At 71.4% G+C, this 21,583-nt stretch carries 20 protein-coding genes; 9 read left to right on the top strand and 11 right to left on the bottom strand.

Features of this window, described 5'->3' with window-relative positions; genetic code table 11:
- Nucleotides 1-84 precede the first annotated feature (84 nt).
- The 4 genes from CSC68_RS08955 to CSC68_RS08940 form a co-directional block, all read right to left on the bottom strand.
- Nucleotides 85-2,586: a glycoside hydrolase family 9 protein gene (locus CSC68_RS08955; protein ID WP_162203217.1), complete on the bottom strand. Its 2,502-nt coding sequence runs from the start codon at nt 2,584-2,586 to the stop codon at nt 85-87.
- Between the two features lie 99 nt (nt 2,587-2,685).
- Nucleotides 2,686-3,342 (bottom strand): glutathione S-transferase family protein, encoded by a 657-nt coding sequence (locus CSC68_RS08950; protein ID WP_162203216.1) that lies wholly within the window; start codon nt 3,340-3,342, stop codon nt 2,686-2,688.
- Nucleotides 3,339-5,039: an alpha,alpha-trehalase TreA gene (gene treA / locus CSC68_RS08945; RefSeq protein ID WP_162203215.1), complete on the bottom strand. Its 1,701-nt coding sequence runs from the start codon at nt 5,037-5,039 to the stop codon at nt 3,339-3,341. Before treA ends, CSC68_RS08950 begins: the two co-directional genes overlap by 4 nt.
- Before the next feature lie 70 nt (nt 5,040-5,109).
- A complete protein-coding gene (locus CSC68_RS08940) occupies nt 5,110-5,721 on the bottom strand; it encodes an acyl carrier protein phosphodiesterase (RefSeq protein WP_162203214.1) in 612 nt (203 codons plus the stop codon).
- Nucleotides 5,722-5,811: 90 nt separating this feature from the next.
- On the opposite strand from CSC68_RS08940, the gene CSC68_RS08935 reads away from it, so the two are divergent.
- Entirely contained in the window at nt 5,812-6,549 is a 738-nt protein-coding gene (locus CSC68_RS08935) for a DNA-formamidopyrimidine glycosylase family protein (RefSeq protein ID WP_162203213.1), read from the top strand.
- Nucleotides 6,550-6,554: 5 nt separating this feature from the next.
- Here the strand turns inward: CSC68_RS08935 and CSC68_RS08930 are convergent, their stop codons facing one another.
- Nucleotides 6,555-6,743 carry a glycosyl transferase gene (locus CSC68_RS08930; protein ID WP_125111882.1) on the bottom strand — a complete coding sequence of 63 codons (189 nt, stop codon included), beginning with the start codon at nt 6,741-6,743 and terminating at the stop codon, nt 6,555-6,557.
- Nucleotides 6,744-6,962: 219 nt separating this feature from the next.
- Between CSC68_RS08930 and CSC68_RS08925 the strand changes: the two genes are divergently transcribed.
- Together CSC68_RS08925 and fabV are read left to right on the top strand one after the other, a co-directional pair.
- Nucleotides 6,963-8,201, top strand: a complete 1,239-nt coding sequence (locus CSC68_RS08925; protein WP_425501229.1) for an MFS transporter — start codon at nt 6,963-6,965, stop codon at nt 8,199-8,201.
- 126 nt (nt 8,202-8,327) lie between these two features.
- Nucleotides 8,328-9,530: an enoyl-ACP reductase FabV gene (gene fabV, locus CSC68_RS08920; RefSeq protein ID WP_162203212.1), complete on the top strand. Its 1,203-nt coding sequence runs from the start codon at nt 8,328-8,330 to the stop codon at nt 9,528-9,530.
- A gap of 1,112 nt (nt 9,531-10,642) precedes the next feature.
- Here the strand turns inward: fabV and CSC68_RS08915 are convergent.
- Together CSC68_RS08915 and CSC68_RS08910 are read right to left on the bottom strand one after the other, a co-directional pair.
- The gene (locus CSC68_RS08915; RefSeq protein WP_162203211.1) at nt 10,643-11,020 is read right to left on the bottom strand and encodes a response regulator; all 378 of its coding nucleotides are present in this window, start codon (nt 11,018-11,020) and stop codon (nt 10,643-10,645) included.
- A gap of 20 nt (nt 11,021-11,040) precedes the next feature.
- Nucleotides 11,041-13,452: a PAS domain-containing protein gene (locus CSC68_RS08910; protein WP_162203210.1), complete on the bottom strand. Its 2,412-nt coding sequence runs from the start codon at nt 13,450-13,452 to the stop codon at nt 11,041-11,043.
- A 164-nt stretch (nt 13,453-13,616) separates the two neighbouring features.
- On the opposite strand from CSC68_RS08910, the gene CSC68_RS08905 reads away from it, so the two are divergent.
- Entirely contained in the window at nt 13,617-14,540 is a 924-nt protein-coding gene (locus tag CSC68_RS08905; RefSeq protein WP_162203209.1) for a hypothetical protein, read from the top strand.
- 22 nt (nt 14,541-14,562) lie between these two features.
- Here CSC68_RS08905 and CSC68_RS08900 read toward each other — a convergent pair whose 3' ends face one another.
- Nucleotides 14,563-14,805 (bottom strand): DUF3297 family protein, encoded by a 243-nt coding sequence (locus CSC68_RS08900; RefSeq protein ID WP_162203208.1) that lies wholly within the window; start codon nt 14,803-14,805, stop codon nt 14,563-14,565.
- A 117-nt stretch (nt 14,806-14,922) separates the two neighbouring features.
- Between CSC68_RS08900 and CSC68_RS08895 the strand changes: the two genes are divergently transcribed.
- The 5 genes from CSC68_RS08895 to CSC68_RS08875 all read left to right on the top strand — a co-directional run bounded on the left by CSC68_RS08895 (nt 14,923) and on the right by CSC68_RS08875 (nt 19,350).
- Nucleotides 14,923-15,483: a YaeQ family protein gene (locus CSC68_RS08895; RefSeq protein ID WP_162203207.1), complete on the top strand. Its 561-nt coding sequence runs from the start codon at nt 14,923-14,925 to the stop codon at nt 15,481-15,483.
- The gene (locus CSC68_RS08890) at nt 15,483-16,697 is read left to right on the top strand and encodes a BaiN/RdsA family NAD(P)/FAD-dependent oxidoreductase (protein WP_162203206.1); all 1,215 of its coding nucleotides are present in this window, start codon (nt 15,483-15,485) and stop codon (nt 16,695-16,697) included. Before CSC68_RS08895 ends, CSC68_RS08890 begins: the two co-directional genes overlap by 1 nt.
- A 126-nt stretch (nt 16,698-16,823) precedes the next feature.
- The gene (locus CSC68_RS08885) at nt 16,824-17,129 is read left to right on the top strand and encodes a hypothetical protein (RefSeq protein ID WP_162203205.1); all 306 of its coding nucleotides are present in this window, start codon (nt 16,824-16,826) and stop codon (nt 17,127-17,129) included.
- 153 nt (nt 17,130-17,282) lie between these two features.
- Complete coding sequence (locus CSC68_RS08880; protein WP_162203204.1) at nt 17,283-18,587, top strand: sensor histidine kinase; 1,305 nt, start codon at nt 17,283-17,285, stop codon at nt 18,585-18,587.
- The gene (locus CSC68_RS08875; protein WP_162203203.1) at nt 18,580-19,350 is read left to right on the top strand and encodes a LytR/AlgR family response regulator transcription factor; all 771 of its coding nucleotides are present in this window, start codon (nt 18,580-18,582) and stop codon (nt 19,348-19,350) included. The genes CSC68_RS08880 and CSC68_RS08875 overlap by 8 nt, the downstream gene beginning before the upstream one ends.
- Here CSC68_RS08875 and CSC68_RS16080 read toward each other — a convergent pair.
- The 3 genes from CSC68_RS16080 to msrB form a co-directional block, all read right to left on the bottom strand.
- A complete protein-coding gene (locus tag CSC68_RS16080) occupies nt 19,325-20,527 on the bottom strand; it encodes a hypothetical protein (protein WP_343039880.1) in 1,203 nt (400 codons plus the stop codon). The two genes, CSC68_RS08875 and CSC68_RS16080, sit on opposite strands and share 26 nt — an antisense overlap.
- A gap of 76 nt (nt 20,528-20,603) precedes the next feature.
- Nucleotides 20,604-20,978 (bottom strand): YciI family protein, encoded by a 375-nt coding sequence (locus CSC68_RS08865; RefSeq protein WP_162203202.1) that lies wholly within the window; start codon nt 20,976-20,978, stop codon nt 20,604-20,606.
- A gap of 41 nt (nt 20,979-21,019) precedes the next feature.
- Complete coding sequence (gene msrB / locus CSC68_RS08860) at nt 21,020-21,484, bottom strand: peptide-methionine (R)-S-oxide reductase MsrB (protein ID WP_162203201.1); 465 nt, start codon at nt 21,482-21,484, stop codon at nt 21,020-21,022.
- Nucleotides 21,485-21,583: the final 99 nt, after the last annotated feature.

Here is a 21,583-nt window from a genome sequence, read left to right as displayed (position 1 = left end):
GCCGGCGATCGCGCGGCAGGGACGCGGGCGCACTGCATGGGAAGCGGCGGCGCGCCGGCCGTGGCCGGCACGCCGCGGACGGCGTCATTCCGCCGTCGGGGTGGCGCCTTCGCCGAGCACGTCCTGGGCCGCGTGCACCAGGAAGATGTAGTTGGCCGCCAGGTCGATCACGTACTCGTTCTGGCCCCAGAAGAACGGCCAGTCCTCCTTGTTCTCCGGGAAGTCCGGCTTGAGCACCAGCACGCCGGGCACCACGCCGCCGGCGATGAAGCTGAAGTCGGCGCGGTTGCTGCCGTAGGCCACCTGCTTGGAACGCGCACCGACCGCGGACACGAAGGAGATGTTCGAGTCCGGATGGGTGCCGTAGAGGTAGTCCAGGCCGCGCAGCGTGGGCGCGGCGTCGAACAGGTCCGGGAAGGCCTTGTGCAGGTGGTAGTTGGCGATGGCCATGCCCACCACCGCGCCGTTGCCGGCCCAGCCGCCACGGGTGATCACCACGCCGTAGGGATTCTCGGCGGCCATCGGCGCGAACTGCTCGCGCAGCTGCACCGCGCGTTCGCGCACCTGGTCGCGGAAGCCCTGGTCCATCTTCGGCAGGGCCGCGACCAGCGCCGGGATGTTGAAGCCGAAGCGCTCGCCGCCGACCGAGGGCCATAGCGCCCGGATCGCCTCGGCGTACTGCGCCTCGCCGGTGCTCAGCAGCAGCTGCACCGCCGCGCGCAGCTGTTCGTCGTCCGGATGCCCGCCGGTGGTGTTGCCGACCCGGAACAGGTTGGGCTCGCGGCCCTGCTCGAACTCCCAGGCCTTGCGCGCGGTGGCCAGGCATTCCTCGGCCAGCGCGTCGTTGTAGCCGCGCAGGGCGCGGCTGGCGGCGGCCAGCGCGGCGGCCGAGCCGTAGTTGAGCGCGGTGGTGGCGGTGGTGAAGGCCAGGCGGTCGTCGGCCGGCGAATCGGGATCGCTGGGGTCGTGGACCTTGCCGTCGGTCTTGGTGGAGGCATCGCCCAGGTGGGTGTACTGCCCCAGGTCGGGCTCGACGATGCCGGGGATGGCGTGGCCGAACACACGGTGCTGGGCGACCAGGGCGAGCGTGCCGTGCTCGATCTGTTGCAGCAGGTCCGGCTTGCCGTCGGGCACGTGGATCTCCACGTGCTTGCGGCGCTGGTCGATCGTGGTCTCGTCGCGCCCGGGGCGGAAGCGCTCCCAGGTGTCGACCATCGACAGCACGGTGGCGTAGTGGGTCTGGGTGCGGATGTCGAAGTCGCCGGCGTCGAACCAGCCGCCGTAATCCAGGCCGGGGATGTGTTCGCCCGGCTGGAACGGGGAATCCAGCTCCGGGCCCTGGCCGAACAGGTCGAAGTGCTCGTGGTTGGGCGCGACCTGGCGCGCGTCGTCCATGTGCGAGCGGCCGTGCCAGACCCGGTACGCCTCGTTGACGAACATGTGGTCCATCTGCACCGGGAAGAAAACGTCCGCGGTCGGATGCCAGGCGCTGGCATACACGTCGGCGGCGATGCGGAAGGCGTGGGTGCGCTGTCCGGCGGCCTCGATCTGGTACAGGCCCGGCTCGCGCACGGAGGAGAAGTCGAAGGTGTAGTACTGGTAGCGCAGGTAGCGTCCCCACGGCGAAGGCGTGGAGGCCAGCACCTCGGTCTGGCTGCCGTCGGCCCCGATGCGCAGCAGGCGCGCGGTGCCGGGCGCGGGTGCGCGCGGATCGGTCTCCAGCACCGCCACCTTCTGCTGCGCCGGGTGGTAGCCGACCTGCGAGTGGCCGATCACCGGGTCGCGGGTCCAGCCCGGCAGGGTGTGGCCTTCCACGGTCCAGTCCAGCACCGCGCCGCGCTTGCCGGCCGGCAGCAGGGTGCGCACCACGAACCAGCCGTTCTGCGCCTGGTTGCGCCCGTCGTACAGGCCCAGATCCCCGCTGTTGCTCTGGATGGCGACCCGCCGCTGCGGATCCTCCGGCGCCAGCACCAGGCGCCTGCCGCTGGTGATTGGCAGGCGCACCGGCCTGCCCTCGGCATCGCGTCCGGTGGGACCGGTGGGGTAGAGCGGGAACTGGCCGCTGCGGTCGCCATCGCCAACCGTCCAGGACTTGCCGAAATAGGCCGAAGGCAGGAACTCGAGGTTGAAGCCGGCGCGGCCCTGCAGCGACTTCGGCAGCGGCCTGTCGAGCAGGACCTGGATGCGCACGCCGTCGCCCTGCGGCGCGACCTGGATGCTGTATTCGAAGTTCTCCTGCGGATAGGCCAGGCGGGTGGTGACCGTGCCCGTGCGCGTATCGACCTTGCGCTCGACCAGCTGCGCCACCGGATCCCACTGCTCGGGCGTGGGCGAAAGGCGCACGTCGCCATTGGTGGCAGTGCGCACGCCGTGGTGGATCAGCTCCACCCCGGCGTGCTTGGCGTCGGAGAACAGGCCGTCGTAGTAGTTGTTGAACACCAGGACGTCCAGCCCGGGCCGGCTGAAGTATTCCTGCTCGTTCAGTCGCAGTGGTTCGGCCAGGGCCGAAGGCAGGGCCGCGACCAGCGCGGCGGCCAGGATCGAACGGGCGCGGATGGATCGCGGACTGCGGCGTGGCGTCGTCATGCGTTGGCTCCCCTCAGGCTTGATGTGAACGCTAACATCGGCCGGCAGGGCAACCCAGCTGCGGTGCAGCAAGCCGCAGCCGCAGGAGGCGTGACCGCCTCAGTCGCGGTCCGGCGCCCCGAGCGGGAAGTAACTGCGGTATGGCCGGGCCTCGTCGACCGCCCGCCTCATGGAGGGCCGGGCCAGCAGCCGTGCGCGATAGGCGTGCACCCGGGCATGCCCGGACGGAATGGGGTGCGTCCAGTCGGCATAGAACAGGAACGGTGCGGCGGCGCAGTCGGCGAGGCTGAAGTCCGCCCCGGCGGCCCACGGCCGGCCATCGGCGAGGTGCTGTTCCAGCCAGGCATAGCTGGTCTCCAGCATGCGCCGCGCCTGGTCCACGCCATGCGGGTCGCGGTCGCCCTCGGCGCAAAGCGCGTCGAACACCACCTTCTGCTGCGGGGTCGAGACGTAGTTGTCGAAGAATCGGTCGAGCATGCGCACCTCCACCGCCTGCAGCGGATCGGCCGGAAGCAGTGGCACCGGGCCGGGATGGCGCAGCTGCACGTACTCGATGATGGTGCTGGCCTCCAGCACGGTGCGTCCGTCGTCGACCAGCACCGGGAAGCGCTTCATCGGCCACAGCGCCTGCAGCTGCCGGGCGTGCGCGGGATCCTCGAGGTTGCGGTACTCGAACGGGACGGCGTTCTCGTAGTGCGCGACCAGCACCTTCTGCGAGTAGGAGGAGAACGGATGCGCGTACAGGGCCAAGGTCATGGATTGGCTCGCGGGCGGGTGTCCCTGTCCCGACGTCCGGCGCCATCGCGGATCGACACGGGCCCGCCATCGTTCTCCAGCTCCGGGTACAGCGCCATCAGCGCCAGGGCCACGCCGTTGGACCAGCCGAAGCCGTCCTGCAGCGGGTATTCGCCGCCGCCGCCGCCCTGCAGCGCACCGTCGGCGTCGTACTTCTCCACCAGCCGGTGGTCGCGCGCGAACAGGGTCTGCACGTTGCCCAGGAAGCCGGCGGCGATATCCCTCGCCAGCGCGTCCTCGCCACAACGGCGCAGGCCATCCACCGCGATCCACTGCAGTGGCGCCCACACGTTCGGGGCGTCCCACTGCTGGCCGCTGTCGATCGCCGTGGTCACCAGGCCGCCGGGCTTGAGCAGCTGCGCGCGCACCGCGGCGGCGGTCTGCTTCGCGCGCTCCGGCGCTGCGATGCCGGCATGCAGCGGGAACAGGGCCGCGGCGGTCAGCTGCGCATGCACCTGGCCGTCGCGCAGGTCCAGGTCGCCGTAGTAGCCGTCCGCATGCCACAGGTGGGATTCGATCGCCGCGGCGCGCGCGTCCGCCCTCGCCCTGTAGTCGCCTGCGCAGGCCTCGTCGCCGCCCTGGCCGCAGGCCAGGGCGATGGTGGTCTCCAGGTGGTGCAGCAGGCTGTTGAGATCCACTGGTACCCGGCTGGTGACATGGATCGTGTCCAGCCGCATCGGCTCGTCCAGCCAGCGGCTGGAGAAGTCCCAGCCGCTCTCGGCGCCGGCGCGCAGCTCGCGGTAGACCTCGGCGGCCGGGCGCGTGGAGGCCGCCGCGGTCTGGCGGTCCTGCATGAAGGATTCCGGACGCGGCGTATCGCGGTCGTCCCAGTAGCGGTTGAGCAGGCTTCCATCGGCCAGGCGCACCACCCGCCGATGCGCCTGGCCCGGCCGCAGCGCTTCCGCACCGTCCATCCAGAAGGCATGCTCGCGCCGCAGCTGCGGCAGGTAATGCACCGGGGCGCCCGGATCCTGCCGCGCCTGCAGCATCACCATGTGCGAGAAGAACGGCGGCTGCGAGCGGCTGAGATAGTAGCTGCGGTTGCCGTTGGGGATATGGCCCCAGGTGTCGACCAGGTGGGCGAAGTTGTCCAGCATCTGCCGCACCAGCGCGTGCTGGCCGCTTTCGGCCAGGCCCAGCATGGTGAAGTAGGAATCCCAGTAGTAGACCTCGCGGAAGCGCCCGCCCGGGACCACGTAGGGATGCGGCAACTGCAGCAGCGAGTCGTGCGGCAGCGGTTCGGGACTGCGCCGGGTCAACAGCGGCCACAGCGCCTCGATATGCGCGCGCAGGCTGTCGCGCCTGGGGATGTCGGTGCCGGCCCCTTCGGTCGGCAGCACGAAGTGCCCCTCCACGAAGCGCCGCAGGTCGAAGCCTGGCGTGCCGCGCTGCCGCTCGAACGCCGCTTCCACGGTCGCCGGGTCCGTGCGTGGCACGGCATCGACGAAGAACTTCTGGTCGTCGAACAGGCGTGCTTCCTGCACCGCGGCGAACACCTGGGGCCAGGCCTGGTCGGGCGTGGTCGCGCCGCGCGCATCGGCCACCGGCACGGCCCGCGGCTGCAGCGCCGGGAGCTGGTCGGCGGGCGGCCGCGCCGCGCAGGCGCCAAGCAGCAGGGGCAGCACGAGCAGCAACCGGCGGACGGGATGGCATTGCATGGCGGGCCTCCGGGACGCGTGACCGGGCGATGTTCGCACCGGCCATGCGATGGAAGCGGCAAGGCTGCCCTCAGGCTACGTCCGCGGCCTCCACCACCGATGCGCGTGCCTGCACCGTATAGGCCTCCAGCTGCGGGAAGAACACCTCGAATCCGGTGGCGATCGCCTCTTCGTGCCGGCGCAGGTCGTCCAGGCACGCGACCAGGCGCTCGCCATTGCGCGAAAGGCGCGTGGCAATGCGGGTCACGGCCAGGTCCACGCTCTCGCGGCGGCGGTACGAGCCCAGCCAGTCGTGGGCGGCGATCCGCGGGGCCAGGCCCTGCAGCCGTTCCGGCAGGCGCGCGCGCTGCGCCAGCAGGTGGCCGTAGAAGCGCGCGGTGTAGCGGTCCAGCGGCTCGCCCGAATGCCGCGTCCAGTCGCGCGCCAGCAGGTGGTCGTAGTACACGTCCAGGGCGATGCCCGCATAGCGGCGCAGGCCGGGCGCGAACAGCGCACGCGCGCCGGCGACCACGGGATGGTCGTCGGTGTAGCGGTCGACGCGGCGGTGGACCAGGATCTCGCGCCGCTCCACCGGACTGTAGTCGGCCAGTGCGGCCAGGCCGAACACGAAGTCGCCCAGCAGCGCGCCCAGCATCGCCTCCGGATCCGGGGCGGCCAGGTAGGTGGGGGCGAGGTAGTTCATCGCGGCGATTTTCGCACGCGCCGCCGCCGCGAGGCTGTACGCAAGCCATGGTTGACGCCCGCCTCACCGCTGGCCGCGATACTGCCAGCCATGCCCGAAGGCCCTTCCATCGTCATCATCAGGGAAGCCGCCGCGGGCTTTGCCGGACGCAGGGTGCGCGCCGTGCATGGCAACAGCCGCGAGCCGATCCAGCGCCTTGCGGGAAAGCGCCTGGTGGCGCTGCGCAGCTGGGGCAAGCACTTCCTGATGGAGTTCGACGGCTTCGCCGTGCGGATCCACTTCATGCTGTTCGGCAGCTACCGGATCGACGAGCGCAAGGCCACGCCGGCGCGGCTGGGCCTGGAGTTCACCGGCGGCAGGGAACTGAACTTCTATGCCTGTTCGGTGCGCTTCATCGAGCAGCCGCTGGACGAGGTCTACGACTGGAGCGCCGACGTGATGAACGACGCCTGGGATCCGGCGGCGGCGCGGCGCAAGCTGCGCGCGCGGCCGGACGCGCTGGCGGCCGACGCGTTGCTGGACCAGGACGTGTTCGCCGGGGTCGGCAACATCATCAAGAACGAGGTGCTGCACCGGATCCGGGTGCATCCGGAGAGCCGGGTCGGTGCCCTGCCGCCGCGCAAGCTGGGCCAGCTGGTGGCCGAGGCGCGGCAGTACAGCTTCGATTTCCTGGAATGGAAGAAGGCCTTCGTCCTGCGCAGGCACTGGCAGGTGCACGCGAAGAAGACCTGCCCGCGCGACGGCACGGAACTGAGCTACCGCAAGGAACTGGGCCAGGCGCGCCGGCGGGCGTTCTGGTGCAGTCGCTGCCAGCGGCTGTATGCCTGACGAGGCTAGAGCGCGACCCGCGACAGCACCGCCTGCGCCGCCACCGCCGCGCACAGCGCGATGAACAGCACCCCGCACCAGCCGCGTTCGAAGCCGCGATGCCCCGGCGAGACCAGCTTGCCCACGCCGACCAGCGCGGCCGGCAGGGCGAACAGCAGCAGCGCGTGCCCCAGTCCCATGAAGGAAATGTCCATCTCCGTCCCTCCTCGGCGGCGGTGCTGCCGCCGTGGACCCATCCTCGGACCCGCTGCGGCCGGGGGCATTGATCGCGGTCAAGGAGGGCCGCCTGCCTGCGGCGCGGGGCAGGGGTGGCAGCCGGCACCGGTCACTGGCCTGAATATCCGCCTGCCGGGGTTACGCGGTCGTGGGAAAGGATGGCTGCATGTCGTTGTGCAATGCAGCATAATGCGCCCATGTCCGTCTCCCCGATCCCCGACGCCCCAATGGGCGCCCCGGCGCTTGCCGTGGGTCCGCGCCAGCGCGCCCTGATCCTCACCGGCCTGAGCCTGGGCGGTTTCGCCATCGGCACCAGCGAGTTCGCCAGCATGGGCCTGATGCCCAACATGGTCGCCGAGCTGGGCGTCAGCGAGCCGCAGGTCGGGCACCTGATCAGCGCCTACGCCCTGGGCGTGGTGGTCGGCGCGCCGCTGCTGGCGATCCTCGGCGGGCGGCTGTCGCGCAAGGCCCTGCTGCTGTCGCTGATGGCGTTTTACGCCGCCGGCAACCTGGCCACCGCGCTGGGCCCGGACTACCTGAGCCTGATGCTGTTCCGCTTCATCGCCGGGCTGCCGCATGGCGCCTACTTCGGCGTGGCGGCGCTGACCGCGGTGGCGATCACCTCGCCGGAAGCGCGGGGTCGCGCGGTGAGCCTGAGCATGCTCGGCCTGACCCTGGCGATCCTGCTGGGCACCCCGCTGGCGACCTGGATGGGCCAGCTGGCCAGCTGGCGCTGGACCTACGCCGCGGTTTCGCTGGTCGCGCTGGCCACCGTCACCCTGCTGGCGATCTACCTGCCGGCCAACGGCAAGGCGCCGCGCACCCGGGTGCTGGACGAGCTGCGCGCCTTCAACCGGCTGCCGGTGTGGCAGGGCCTGCTGATCGGCGCGATCGGCTTCGCGGGCATGTTCAGCGTGTTCAGCTACCTGGCCCCGACCATGGTGCAGGTGACCGGCGTGGCGCCGGCCTGGATCCCGGTAGGTGTGGCCGGCTTCGGCCTGGGCGGCCTGATCGGCAACATGGTCGGCGGCTGGCTGTTCGACCGCCTGCGCTTCCGCGCGGTGCCGGTGGTGCTGGGTTGGGCGCTGGTGATGCTGCTGCTGTTCCCGCTCGCGGCGCAGGCGCCGTGGAGCCTGCTGCTGGCGACCGTGTGCATCGGCGCGATGGGCGCGCTGGGCCCGATCCTCCAGTCCCACCTGATGGACGTGGCCGGCGAGGCCCAGACCCTGGCCGCCGCCTCGCACCACGCCGCGTTCAACGCGGCCAATGCCCTGGGTCCGCTGCTGGGCGGCATGGCCATCAGCGCCGGCTTCGGCTGGACCTCGACCGGTCCGGTCGGTGCCATCCCCGCGGTGGCGGGCATCGGCCTGTACCTTTGGGCCGCGCGTACCCGCGCCCGTCGCCGCCAGGCCGAGGCCTGCTGCCCGGCGGCCTGAGCCCCACGCCCGGCTCCCGCGGTCCATACGCCCCGGGAGGGTCGTTTTCCGGCCGGACCACTTAGACTGTGGCGCTTCCGCGGCGCCCGCGCGCCCGCGTCCCTTTCCGCTTCAGAGAGAGTCCGCGTGGTCATCCATCCCAAAGTCCGAGGCTTCATCTGCACCACCGCCCACCCCGAAGGGTGCGCGAAGAACGTGCAGGACCAGATCCGCTACGTGCAGTCCCAGGGCAGGCACGAGGGCGGGCCGAAGCGGGTGCTGGTGATCGGCGCCTCCACCGGCTACGGCCTGGCCGCCCGCATCACCGCCGCCTTCGGCTACGGCGCCGCCACCCTGGGCGTGTTCTTCGAGAAGCCGGGCACCGAGAAGAAGCCGGGCAACCCGGGCTGGTACAACTCCGCCGAGTTCGACCGCCAGGCCAAGGCCGCGGGGCTGTGGAGCCGTTCGATCAACGGCGACGCCTTCTCCGACGAGGTCCGTGCCAAGGCCATCGAGCTGATCGGCGAGATGGGCGGCCCGGTCGACCTGGTCGTGTACTCGCTGGCCTCGCCGGTGCGCCGCCTGCCGGATACCGGCGAGCTCAAGCGCTCGGCGCTCAAGCCGATCGGCCAGGCCTACAAGGCCACCGCGGTCGACACCAACCGCGACCAGGTGATCGAGGCCACGGTCGAGCCGGCCACCGAGCAGGAAATCGCCGACACCATCCGGGTGATGGGTGGCGAGGACTGGGAGCTGTGGATCGACGCGCTGTCCAAGGCCGGCGTGCTGGCGCCCGACGCCAAGACCGTGGCCTTCAGCTACATCGGCACCGAGATCACCTGGCCGATCTACTGGCATGGCGCCCTGGGCAAGGCCAAGGAAGACCTGGACCGCGCCGCGCACGCGATCGACGCGAAGCTCCGGCCGACCGGCGGCTCGGCCAACGTGGCCGTGCTCAAGTCGGTGGTGACCCAGGCCAGCGCGGCGATCCCGGTGATGCCGCTGTACATCGCCATCGTCTACCGCATCATGAAGGAGAAGGGCCTGCACGAGGGCCCGATCGAGCAGCTCGAGCGCACCTTCCGCGAACACCTGTACAGCGACAACCCACCGCCGGCCGACGAGTCCAACCGCCTGCGCCTGGACGACCGCGAGCTGCGCGACGACGTGCAGCAGGCCTGCCGCGACCTGTGGCCGACCGTGACCACCGAGAACCTGTTCCAGGTCACCGACTACGCCAGCTACAAGCACGACTTCCTGAAGCTGTTCGGCTTCGAGCGCGACGACGTGGACTACGACGCCGAGGTCGATCCGGTCGCCGGGTTCGACGTGGTCGATCTGGCGGGCTGAGCCTTCACTGCTTCAAGCCACTGCGGCCGGCCTTGCGCCGGCCGCTTTCGTCTGGGCTCCCAACCCCGGTTGCGTGCACTCTCCTTTCCCTTAGGAGGAGAGGCACGCCTGTGTGCGATCGAATCCGGGGACGAGGATGTCGCGCGCACGCGCATCCGTGGTGGCGCCCATTTCCCCGGATGCGGCCTTCGGCCTTATCCGGGCTACCCCCTCGATTCCCCTCTCCCGTTGGGGGGATCGAGGAGTGAGGGGTTCGGGTTCTGCAGGCGCCACCGGTCGTGGTGTAGCTGCGTAGCCCGGGTAAGCGAAGCGCACCCGGGAACGAGGATGTCGCGCGCACGAGTATCCGTGATTGGCGCCCATTCCCCGGATGCGGCCTTCGGCCTTATCCGGGCTACGCCCCCCGATTCCACTCTCCCGTTGGGGGATCGAGGGGCGAGGTTCGGGTTCTGCAGGCGCCACCGGTCGCGGTGTACCTGCGTAGCCCGGGTAAGCGAAGCGCACCCGGGAACGAGGATGTCGCGCGCACGAGCATCCGTGATTGGCGCCCACTCCCCGGATGCGGCCTTCGGCCTTATCCGGGCTACCCCCTCGATTCCCCTCTCCCGTTGGGGGATCGAGGAGTGAGGGGTTCGGGTTCTGCAGGCGCCGCCGGTCGCGGTGTACCTGCGTAGCCCGGGTAAGCGAAGCGCACCCGGGAACGAGGATGTCGCGCGCACGAGCATCCGTGATTGGCGCCCACTCCCCGGATGCGGCCTTCGGCCTTATCCGGGCTACCCCCTCGATTCCCCTCTCCCGTTGGGGGATCGAGGAGCGAGGGGTTCGGGTTCTGCAGGCGCCACCAGTCGCGGTGCACCTGCGTAGCCCGGGTAAGCGAAGCGCACCCGGGAACGAGGATGTCGCGCGCACGAGCATCCGTGATTGGGGCCCAATTCCCCCGGATGCGGCCTTCGGCCTTATCCGGGCTACGCGCGGGTCCCCGAGTGATCCAGCCGGTCGTCCGCCGTGAAAGCGAATCGCCCAACAACGGGACCGTCACCAATCCCGAATCCCGAATCCCGAATCCCGAATCACGAATCCCGAATCCCGAATCCCGAATCCCGAATCACGAATCACGAACCCCGGCTCGTCGCGGCGACCACACACTCGCGCAGGTCGTTGAGCCGGAAAGGCTTGGACAGGCGCACCAGCGCCGGATCCAGCTCCACGTTGGTGTAGCCGGAGACCACGATCACCGCGGTCTGCGGATCGCGCGCGATCACCTCGCGCGCCAGATCGGCGCCGGACATGCCCGGCATCAGGTGGTCGGTCACCAGCAGGCTGGGTTGCAGGCCGCGGTCCAGTTCGGCCAGCGCCTCCTCGGCCGAACCGGCTTCGACCACCTCGTAGCCCATGTCCAGCAGGACGTCGGCGGTGCACATGCGCACGCCCGGTTCGTCGTCCACGACCAGGGCGACATGGGGCTGGGGCGACGGGGAAACGCTTGCCACGGGACTCTCCGGTTACGGAATCAGGGCTTGCCGGCGGCCGGCAGCCAGAGCTCGATAATGGTGCCCGCACCGGGTGCGCTGTCGATGTGAAGGCAGCCGCCCAGCTGCAGCGCCAGGCCGTGCGCCATGGACAGTCCCAGGCCCGTTCCCTTGCCGATGCCCTTGGTGGAGAAGAACGGCTCGATCGCACGGGCGCAGGTCGCCGCATCCATGCCGGTGCCGGTGTCGGACACGGTGATCACCGCGTAGCGCCCGGGACGCAGCGGGCTGCTGGCCAGCCCGCCCGCCACCTCGGCGCCGCGCGACGCCAGGATGAGGGTGCCGCCTTCGGGCATGGCGTCGCGCGCGTTCACCCCGAGGTTGAGCAGGGCCATCTCCAGCTGGTTGCGGTCGCCGCAGGCCGCCGGCGTGTCCGCGGCGGCGTCGACCACGACCCGGATGCGCGGGTCGAAGCTGGAGCGCATCAGCCCGCCGATGCCCTCCAGCAGCGCGCGCACGTCCACGTCCACGGTCTGCAGCGGCTGCTTGCGCGCGAACGCCAGCAGGCGCTGGACCAGTAGCGCCGCGCGTTCGGCCGACTGCTGGGCCACGGCGATGGTGCGTGCGCGGCGTCCGGGATCGGCGGCCGGGTCCGCGGCCAGGTCCAGGGCCGCCATGATCGGTGCCAGCAGGTTGTTGAAATCGTGGGCGACGCCGCCGGTGAGCTGGCCCATGGCTTCCAGCTTCTGCGACTGGCGCAGCGCCTCCTCGGCGGTGCGGCGCTGGGTGATGTCGATCGCCTCCTGGACCACGCCGGTGATGTTCCCGTCGGCGCCACGGAACGGACGCAGCGACAGTTCCAGCACGCGGCGGCCGACCGGCAGGTCCAGTTCGAACTCGTCGTGCACCAGTTCGCCCGCGGCGGCGCGCAGGACGGCGTCGCGGACCCTCTCCGGTATGCCCGGGGTGTCGGTGAACCACGGCGTGTCCCAGAACGGCCTGCCGACCACGTCCTCGCGTCGGGCCTCGATCATCGCCAGCGAGGTCTGGTTGGCATCCAGCAGGGTACCGTCCAGCGCGCACATGCCCTGCAGCTGGAAGCTGGTCTCGAACAGGTTGCGCAGCTGTGCCTGGGACTCGGCCAGCGCCGCCACCGCGCTGCGGTGCGCGGTGACGTCGCGTGCGCTGCAGTAGAACTTGCCGCCCTGTGGCGTGGCCACCCACGACAGCGTGCGATAGCTGCCGTCCCTGGCCCGGAACCGGGCCTCGAAGCCGAGCAGCGGTTCGCCGGCATGCAGCCGCGCGCGCGCGGCGGACGCGGCCTCGCGGTCGTCCGGGTGCAGCAGCGTGCGCAGGGGTTGGCGCATCAGTTCCTCGCTCGTCCACCCCAGCACCCGCTCCCAGGCCGGGTTGCTGCGCTCGAGCATGCCCTCGTGGTTCATCACGCCGAGCATGTCCGGAGTGACCTGCCAGTTGAGCGAGCGCTCCTGCGCCTGCTCGGCCACCCGCCGTTCCAGGTCCCGGTTTAGCTGTTCCAGTTCCGCCTCGCGCTGGCGCAGCGCGCGCTCGGTGCGGGTGCGCTCGGTGTTGTCCATGCCGACGACGAAGAGCCCGCCGATGCGGCCGTCCTGGTCGATGAACGGCTGGGACACGAAGTCCAGGTAATGGGTCTGCGGCGTGCCACCGACGGGCTCGACCACGAAGCGCGCGTTCTGCTCCACGTGTGGCCGTCCGCTCGCGTAGACCTGGTCGAGCACGGGGATCCAGCCCTGCTGCGCGACCTCGGGCAGGGCCTCGGCCACGCGCTTGCCGATGATGTCGCCGCGCCCGACCAGCCGCAGGTACGCGGAGTTGGCGAACTCGAAGCGGTGCTCGGGCCCGCGCAGCATGGCCATGAACGCCGGCGCCTGGTCGAACATCCGCGCCAGGCGCGCGCGCTCGTCGGCCAGGCGGCGCTCGGTCAGCACCCGCCGGGTGGTCTCGTGGGTGATGCAGTGCATCGCCACGACCTTGCCGTCGGCCTGGCGCACCGGGCTGTAGGTGAAGGTCCACCACGTATCCTCGGGGACGCCGCTGCGCTCCATGCGCAGGTGCATGTCTTCCACCCAGGTCGCGGTGCCCGACATGGCCGTCTCCGCCAGTTCGCGGACCGCATCCCACAGCTCGTGCCAGACCTCGCGGATGGGCCGCCCCAGCGCGGTCGGCTCCTTGGCGCCCAGTACCGGGATGTACGCGTCGTTGTAGAACAGCAGCAGGTCCGGTCCCCAGCCCAGGCACATCGCGAAGCGCGAGCCGAGCATCATCGACAACGAGGTCTTCAGCTCGGTCGGCCAGCGCTCCGGCGGGCCCAGCGGGTGCCCGGTCCAGTCGTGCTCCACCAGCCTCCGGGCCATGTAGCCGCCATCGCGCAGGAACTCCGTGCCGGGGACCAGGAGGGGCTGGAAGGGCGTCATGCGCGCTGGCGGTGGGGAGATGCGCGCGATGCTCGCATAGCCGGTGTCGGTGCGTGATCACGCCGGAGGGAAGGCCGACCGGCGGCTGTCCGGGCAGGCGGCACCCGGGAACCCCGGGCCGCCATCGATGGTCAGGTGGAGTCCCGTTTCCCCCGGTCCCCCGCTTGCGCGAATCCTCCGCCAGGCAGTTCCTGCCCCATGTCGTATCCGCGGTGCTGACCGCCATGCTGCTGGCGCTGGCGGCCCGGGCGTTGCTCTGGATGCCGCCGCCGGGAAGCCCGGCCGGAGTCGAGGAGCGCCTGCAGCTGCGCCTGGTGCCGCGCGGCCCCCTGCCGGAAGCGCCGCCGGCGCCTGCACCAGCGCTGCCGCCTGCCCGGGAGGATCCGGCCGCGACGGGGCCGGCTGTCGCTGCGCGCCCGGCGGCACCGGAGGCGCCTGCCGGCGGGCGGCCGGCCCTGTACGACGCCGAGGGCCGCGTCGTCCTCCCGCCGGGCACGGTCGCCGCCGCCCCCGTGCCGGGCAACGATGGCACCGCGCGCCTGGACCGGCCCAATCCGGTCGACTACCGGGGGACCCGCTTCGAGGACGACTGGGTAAGCGACGGCGACGCCGCCGATGTGGCCGCACAGGCCATCGGCCGCGGCCAGCGCAGGATCGCCCAGCTCCTGATGGGCAAGGACATCCAGCATGCCGAGGCGCGTCGCCCGCCAGGGGTGGCCTTCAACCCGGCCCGCCACGAGCGTCCTTCCGACCTCGGCAGCGAGGCCACCGGCGATGCCTGGCGCGCCGCGCCGGTCGCTTCGGAACCGGCGCCGGGCCTGGATGGCCGCGCAAGCCGCAGCCTGCGCGAGCAGGTCGCGGCGCTGGAACGCGAGCATGGCCGCTGCCCGCGCGGACGGATGGAGAAGCTGATGGAGCCGGTGCGCGAGGCGCTGGCCCGGCTGCAGTCGGTGGAGTACGCGATGGCGAAGGGCGCCGACCCGGTACGGGCCCGGCACCAGCTGCCCTCGACCGCCGACGCCGCCTGGGACCAGGGCCGGCGCGCGCTGTGGCATGCGCGCCAGCAGCTGCAGGACTGCCGCGGCTGAGGCGGCGGTCCGGTGGTGCGGCTTATTCCTGCGGCAGGAAGTAGGGCTCGACCACGCCCTTGACCTTGATCGTCATCGGGTTGCCGCGGCGGTCGCGCGAGCGGCCGACCTGGACCCGGATCCAGCCCTCGCTGACTGAGTATTCCTCGACGTTGTCGCGTTCCTGGCCGTTGAAGCGCACGCCCACGCCACGGTCGAGCATGGCGGCGTCGTAGTACGGGCTGCGTGGATCCAGGGCGAGGCGGTCGGGAGGCGTATCGGTCATCGTCGGAAGCTTTGCGTGCGTGCCGGAACCGCCGGCGCGGTGCGGGAAGGATACCCCGGGGCGCGTATCATGCGCCTCCCGCGGCACAGCCCCGTCGCAGCAACGGAGACATACCCCATGGCGCTCAAGGCCACCGTGGTCCGCGTGGACCTGCAGATCAGCGACATGGATCGGCACTACTACGCCGCCCATTCGCTGACCCTCGCCCAGCATCCGTCCGAGACCGAGGAGCGGCTGATGGTGCGGGTGCTGGCCTTCGCCCTGTACGCGCAGGAGCGGCTGGAATTCGGCCGCGGCCTGAGCACGGACGAGGATCCGGACCTGTGGCTGCGCGACTACACCGGCGACGTCGAGCTGTGGATCGAGCTGGGCCAGCCGGACGAGTCGCGGGTGCGCAAGGCCTGCAACCGCGCCGCGCAGGTGGTGGTGCTCAACTACGGCGGTCGCGCCGCCGACCTGTGGTGGGAGCGCAACGAAGGCGCGCTTTCGCGCCACCGCAACCTCACCGTGCTCGACCTGCCGGCCGCGCAGCTGGAGCCGCTGGTGGCCATGTACGCGCGCGGCATGCGCCTGGACGTGCAGGTCCAGGACGGCGAGGTGCGCGTGCTCGACGAGCGCGGCGCCGAGGCCGTGCTGCAGCCGGTGCCGCGGATGGCGGCGCAGTCCGCGCGCGGCTGATGGCCGCCTCGCCCGCCCGCTACGACGCGATCGTCATCGGCGCCGGCGCCGCCGGCCTGATGTGCGCGCTCACCGCCGGCCAGCGCGGCCTGCGCGTGCTGGTGGTCGAGCATGCCAACAAGCCGGGCAAGAAGATCCTCATGTCCGGCGGCGGTCGCTGCAACTTCACCAATACCGGCACCACGCCCGCCAACTACATCTCCGCCAACCCCCACTTCTGCAAGTCGGCGCTGGCGCGCTACACGCCGTGGCACTTCATCGACCTGGTCGAGAAGCATCGCATCGCGTACCACGAGAAAGCCCCGGGCCAGCTGTTCTGCGACGTCTCCTCCAAGCTGATCGTGAAGATGCTGCTGGACGAGTGCGCCCAAGCCGGCGTGGAGCTGCGCCCCAGCTGCACGGTCGAGGCGGTGGAGCAGGCCGATGCCGGCGACTTCCTGCTGCGCACCACCCACGGCCGCTTCGCCGCGCCGTCGCTGGTGGTGGCCACCGGCGGCCTGTCGATCCCGAGCATGGGCGCGACCGGCTTCGGCTACGAGCTGGCGCGGCGCTTCGGCCACCAGGTGCTGCCCACCCGCGCCGGCCTGGTGCCGTTGACCCTGTCCGGCCGCCACCAGGAACGACTGGCCGACCTGTCCGGCGTGGCGCTGGAGGTGGAGGCCCGCTGCAACGGACGCAGCTTCCGCGAGGCGATGCTGTTCACCCACCGTGGCGTCAGCGGTCCGGCGATCCTGCAGATCTCCTCCTACTGGCAGCCCGGCGACGAGCTGCTGCTGGACCTGCTGCCCGGCCGCGACGCGGCCGAGTGGCTGCGCGCGCAGCAGAAGGCGCGCCCGGATGCGGAACTGAAGACGGTGCTGTCCGAGGTGCTGCCGCGGCGGTTCGCGCAGCGCCTGTGCGAGCTGTGGCTGCAGAACCGGCCGATGCGCCAGCTCGACGTGCCGCAGCTGCGCAAGGTGGCCGAGGTGCTGTCGGCCTGGCCGCTGGTCGCAAGCGGCACCGAGGGCTACCGCACCGCGGAGGTCACCCTTGGCGGAGTCGACACCCGCGAGGTGTCCTCCAGCACGATGGAATCGCGCAAGGTGCCGGGCCTGCATTTCGTCGGCGAGGTGCTGGACGTGACCGGCTGGCTGGGCGGCTACAACTTCCAGTGGGCCTGGGCGTCAGGGCATGCGGCGGGACAGGCCCTGGGCCAGGCCGCGCGCGGCGGCTGAAACGTTCAACCACGCGGGTATTTCCTGCGCGCGGTTTCACCGCCGGGTGACGGCGGCGCTGGAAACCTCACCGGCAAGGGGATGGAACCCTGGCGACGGGGAGGCGCCAGCAACAGGAACGCGAAAATGCCCGAAGTACCCCCGCCGGCGCGGCAGGCGGTCATGATCGACATCGACCGCGAGCGCGACCACTGGCGACACCGCTACCAGTCGCTGCCGCGCGCGCGGGCCATGCGCAGCTTCGCCCGCTACTGGCCGGTGCTGTGTGCGGCCTACGACGTCTACCTCAACCATCCGCGGGCGCAGCCGGGCGAGGGGCTGGAGCTGTTCCTGCGCCGCGAAAGCGTGGCCCTGAGCCTGCTGAGCGAGGACGAGGCCGGCCAGGTCTTCGCCCACGTCTGGGAGCGGATCCGGGAGGCCACCTCGGCCTGAGCGACGCGTGCATGGCCACCCGGCCGGTCCGCGCGGCGCCACCGGGCCACGCCCCCCGGGTTTCGTCGGCCCAGCCGGGGTTTCGTCGCACGGGTGCTTCCGCCGCGGCGGGCGGCCGCTATCCTCGGCCGCGTCCCTTCCCGAGCCGACGCCGTGTCCTCCAGCTTCTTCCTGGTATTGCGCATCCTGTTCGCCTGGCTGGTGGCGATCCTGCTCGCCGGCTCCGTCTGGGGCGGGCTGTTCGGCGGCATCGGCGGCCTGTTCGTGCTGCTGGCGATGTGCGCCCTCGGCCTGGCCGTACTGGGCGTGGCGACCCATATCCGCCGGGTGCGCCTGCTGGCCGGGCGGCTGGACGCGGCCGTGCTGGCCAACCGCCAGCAGCGCCGGATCGAGCTGCCGATGGAGGCCGATGCGGCCTTCGACCTCGTCGCCGACGCCCTGCGCCAGCTGCCGCGCGTGGAGGACATCGAGCCGCTGCGCGGCAGCCTGCAGCTGCGGGCGAGGGTGCGCCGTTCCGATCCGTTCGGCGGCGCCCGGCCCTCGCGCTGGAACCTGCTGGCGCGTTTTGCCGTCACCCACGACCGCGTGCTGGCCACCGTGCATCCCGGCACCGGCACCGTCGGCGTGACCGTGCTGTGCGAGCCGGACGCGGCGCACTTGGTGGACCTGTTCGCGCTGGACGAGGGCAGCAACTACGAGAACGCCGAGAGCGTGCTGCGCGCGCTGTCGCGCCAGGTCGCCGCGCAACGCCGCGAGGAGCAGGCCCGCGCCGAGCGCGAGGCCACCGACAATGCCCTCACCGTCGCCCGCCTGAACCTGCTGCAGGCCCAGGTCGAGCCGCACTTCCTCTACAACACCCTGGCCAACGCCCAGGTGCTCGCGCGCACCGACCCGCCGCGCGCCGACCAGATGCTGGGCCACCTGATCCAGTACCTGCGCCACTCGCTGCCGCGCGAGCACGACACCCTGTCCAGCCTCGGCGAGGAGCTCGAGCGCACCCGCGCCTACCTGGAGATCCTCAGGATCCGCATGGGCGCGCGCCTGGCGCTGCAGGTGGAGGTGCCCGACGCGCTGAAGGGCGCGGCTGTGCCCTCGATGATGCTGCAGACCCTGGTGGAGAACGCGATCAAGCACGGCCTGGAACCCAAGCCCGGCGGCGGCACGGTGTGGATCATGGCGCGCCGGCTGGACGACCAGGTCAACATCACCGTGGCCGACGACGGTTGCGGCTTCGGCAACGCCGACAGCGCCGGTACCGGCATCGGCCTGAAGAACCTGCGCGAGCGCCTGCGCCTGACCTACGGCGACGCGGCCTCGTTCTCGATCGTCTCCAACTTCCCCAGCGGCGTGGCCGCCACCATCACGGTGCCGGCACCGGCCGCCTCCACGCCGCCGGCCGATGCGGTGCCGCCGCCGCTGCCCGCCGGCTTCCCCGACGGAGGACATGGACATGCCTGAGTGCATCGTCGCCGAGGACGAGGAGCTGCTGCGCGCCTCCCTGGTGCTGCAGCTGGGCGAAGCCTGGCCCGAGCTGCGCGTGGTGGCCGAGTGCGAGGACGGCGCCGGTGCGCTGGAGGCCATCGCCACCCACCAGCCGGACGTGGCCTTCCTCGACATCCGCATGCCCGGCCTGACCGGCATCCAGGTGGCGGCGGCGATGGCCCAGTCCAGCCCGCGCACCCAGGTGGTGTTCGTCACCGCGTACGACCAGTACGCGATCGAGGCCTTCGAGAAGGGCGCGGTCGACTACCTGCTCAAGCCGGTGGCGCGCGAGCGCCTGCAGGCCACGGTGCAGCGGCTGCAGGCGCGCGCGGCCGGCGGCGGTCCCGACCAGGCCACGCTCGACGCGCTGCTGCAGCACCTGGCCCGGCGCCCGCCGGCGCCATCGGCACCACCGCCACTGGCGTGGATCACCGCCAGCAACGGGCGCGAGACGAAGCTGATCATGCTCGACGACGTGGCCTATTTCCGCGCCGACAGCAAGTACACGGTGGTGGTCACCGCCGAGGGCGAATCGCTGCTGCGCACCTCGCTCAAGGAGCTGCTGGGCGCGCTGGACCCCCAACGCTTCCGCCAGATCCACCGCTCGACCATCGTCAACCTGGCGGCGGTGCAGTCGGTGGTGCGTGACGACAGCGGCAAGGGCGTGCTGCGCCTGCGCAGCCGCAGCGAGACCTTGCCGGTGAGCGCGCCGTTCATGGCCCTGTTCCGCGGCATGTAGCCGCGCCAATCCCCTCAAGAGACGACGGAGTGTCCCCATGCAACTGCTGACCGCACTGCTTTCCTGCCTGCTGTCGCTGCTTGGCGGCGACGGACCCAGCAGCCACACCCGCATCGTCCGCGCCAGCGAGAACGGCGTGGAGGTGCTGCTCAGCAAGACCACCCTGGCCGACGGGCTGGCGACGTTCCATTGCCTGTCCAGCCGCAGTGGAAGCTGCCATTACCGCCTGTACGAGGAGATCTGCAGGGCGGTGGCCGGCACGCCGCTGCAGCAGCAATGCGACCGCCGCGAGCTGGAGAGCTTCGATCTTGGCGTCGGCGCCCGCCGCCAGGTCAGCGGCCTGCCCGGTGGTTTCGACCAGTGCGTCGGGGTGGCGCGGGATCCGCTGGACTGCGCCTGAGCCGGGTGAGCCGACGGGGCCGGCCGCGGCCAGGCGCCGCGCGCGCATGCGCAGCCAGGCGGTCTGCACCACCAGCAGCGTCGCCACGGCCAGCGCGCTGCCGGCGGTGACGCTGGAGCCGGGCAGCGGGGAACCGGACTGGCGCACCCACATCGCCACCAGTCCCCACAGTGCGGCGGCGGCATAGGCGAGGGTGCCGTGCATGCGCGCGTTGAGCCACAGCAGCAGCGAGGAGGCGGCGGCGAGCAGCAGCAGCGACGGCACCAGTTGCGCCTGCTCGTGGGTCCAGCCGAAGGCAAGCGCGGATTGGGCGACGTTGAGGAAGGCCGCCAGCGACAGCCAGCCGGCATGCAGCGACAGTCCCAGCCAGGACCAGAAATGCGGCCCTCCATGCGGTCCGGCGTCCGAAAGCTGCACCGCGACCCAGGCCAGGCAGGCCAGTGCCGCGAAGATGATCGCCAGGCAGGTCCCGAACATGCCCTGCGAGAACAGCGGCATCCACAGCGTGGTCAGGCCCAGGCCGGCGGCGGTGGCGGGGGCGATCCGTCCGAGCAGGCGGTCGTCGCGCCAGCGCGGCTGCAACTGGCGCACCGCGTGCACCAGGTCCAGCAGGAACACCAGGCTCCAGATCGAGAAGGCGTAGCCAGCCGCCACCAGCAGGGTGGGGTAGCGGTCGGAGATCTCGCCGTTGTCCGGGCCGAAGGCGCCGCCCTGGGCGAACCAGGCCACCACCGGCATGGCCAGCGCCGCAAGCAGGACCAGTAAGCGGATCGCCATTCATCACACGCGCGTAAAGGAAGGATGGTGCGACGCTAGCCGGCGCGCGCGGGGCGCGGCGTGAAGCCCTGGGCGCTCAGGCGCCGACGCGCGCGCGCTCGGCCTCCAGGTCGGCCACCGGGCGCACTTCCATCGCGCCGTAGCGGGTCCAAGGGAATTCCTTGGCCAGCTCCACCGCCTGCTCGAGCGAGTCGGCCTCGATCAGGTTGTAGCCGGCGAGTACTTCCTTGGTCTCGGCGAAGGGCCCGTCGTAGACCCGCGTCTGGCCGTCGCGCATCCGTACCGTGCGCGCGGTCGGAGGCGGTTCCAGCTTGTTGGCGCCGAGCAGGATCCCCTTGGCGGCCTGTTCGTCGGCCTTGCGCACGCAGTAGCGCATGTGCTCGTCGTATTCCTGCTGCGGCAGCTGCCCCAGCAGGTCCTGGTCGATGTACACCAGCAGCAGGAATTTCATGCAGCGTCTCCGTCGATGGAGCGGGAAAAGGCGTGCGGTGCTCAGGGCGGGCCGGCTTCGGCACCGCCACGGCGCAGCGGGTCCGGCAGCGGCTGGCCCTCGTCGACGAAGCCCAGCGAGACCGAATTGAGGCAATGGCGCTCATGGGTCGGCGGCGGGCCGTCGGGGAAGACATGGCCGAGGTGGCCGCCGCAGCGCGCGCATACGATCTCGGTGCGGATCATGCCGTGGCTGGTGTCGCGGATGCGGCCGATGTGCGCCTCGTCGTAGGGCTGGAAGAAGCTGGGCCAGCCGGTGCCCGAATCGAACTTGGCCGAGGACCGGAACAGCGGCAGGCCGCACAGCCTGCACACGTAGGTGCCCTCGCGCTTGTTGTCCAGGAATACGCCGCAGAACGGGCGCTCGGTGCCGTGCTGCAGCAGCACGTGGCGCTCCTCGGGCGACAGCGCGGCGGCCAGCGCCTGCAGCTGCTCCGGGTCGGGCGGGGTGAGGTCGAAACGGCTCATCGGCGGCTCCGGGGGCGGGGCGCCCAGCATGCACCAGCCGGGCTGGCGGGTGAACCGCCCGCGGACGATCCGCTGACACCTCCTGCGCGGGACGCTAAC

It is taken from the genome of Pseudoxanthomonas suwonensis (genome assembly GCF_010093235.1).
In the GTDB taxonomy this organism is placed as follows: Bacteria; Pseudomonadota; Gammaproteobacteria; order Xanthomonadales; family Xanthomonadaceae; genus Pseudoxanthomonas; species Pseudoxanthomonas suwonensis.
The sequence above is the reverse complement of the archived record's forward strand: the minus strand, read 5'-3'. Positions and strand labels throughout refer to the sequence as shown.

Coding starts and splice junctions, on each gene's coding strand:
- CSC68_RS08955 (WP_162203217.1), bottom strand. CDS start 2,586: ATGACGACGCCACGCCGCAGTCCGCGATCCATCCGCGCCCGTTCGATC.
- CSC68_RS08950 (WP_162203216.1), bottom strand. CDS start 3,342: ATGACCTTGGCCCTGTACGCGCATCCGTTCTCCTCCTACTCGCAGAAG.
- CSC68_RS08865 (WP_162203202.1), bottom strand. CDS start 20,978: ATGAAATTCCTGCTGCTGGTGTACATCGACCAGGACCTGCTGGGGCAG.
- CSC68_RS08900 (WP_162203208.1), bottom strand. CDS start 14,805: ATGACCGATACGCCTCCCGACCGCCTCGCCCTGGATCCACGCAGCCCG.
- CSC68_RS08895 (WP_162203207.1), top strand. CDS start 14,923: ATGGCGCTCAAGGCCACCGTGGTCCGCGTGGACCTGCAGATCAGCGAC.
- CSC68_RS16080 (WP_343039880.1), bottom strand. CDS start 20,527: ATGGCGATCCGCTTACTGGTCCTGCTTGCGGCGCTGGCCATGCCGGTG.
- CSC68_RS08885 (WP_162203205.1), top strand. CDS start 16,824: ATGCCCGAAGTACCCCCGCCGGCGCGGCAGGCGGTCATGATCGACATC.
- CSC68_RS08925 (WP_425501229.1), top strand. CDS start 6,963: ATGTCCGTCTCCCCGATCCCCGACGCCCCAATGGGCGCCCCGGCGCTT.
- CSC68_RS08875 (WP_162203203.1), top strand. CDS start 18,580: ATGCCTGAGTGCATCGTCGCCGAGGACGAGGAGCTGCTGCGCGCCTCC.
- msrB (WP_162203201.1), bottom strand. CDS start 21,484: ATGAGCCGTTTCGACCTCACCCCGCCCGACCCGGAGCAGCTGCAGGCG.
- CSC68_RS08935 (WP_162203213.1), top strand. CDS start 5,812: ATGCCCGAAGGCCCTTCCATCGTCATCATCAGGGAAGCCGCCGCGGGC.
- CSC68_RS08890 (WP_162203206.1), top strand. CDS start 15,483: ATGGCCGCCTCGCCCGCCCGCTACGACGCGATCGTCATCGGCGCCGGC.
- CSC68_RS08910 (WP_162203210.1), bottom strand. CDS start 13,452: ATGACGCCCTTCCAGCCCCTCCTGGTCCCCGGCACGGAGTTCCTGCGC.
- CSC68_RS08940 (WP_162203214.1), bottom strand. CDS start 5,721: ATGAACTACCTCGCCCCCACCTACCTGGCCGCCCCGGATCCGGAGGCG.
- CSC68_RS08930 (WP_125111882.1), bottom strand. CDS start 6,743: ATGGACATTTCCTTCATGGGACTGGGGCACGCGCTGCTGCTGTTCGCC.
- treA (WP_162203215.1), bottom strand. CDS start 5,039: ATGCAATGCCATCCCGTCCGCCGGTTGCTGCTCGTGCTGCCCCTGCTG.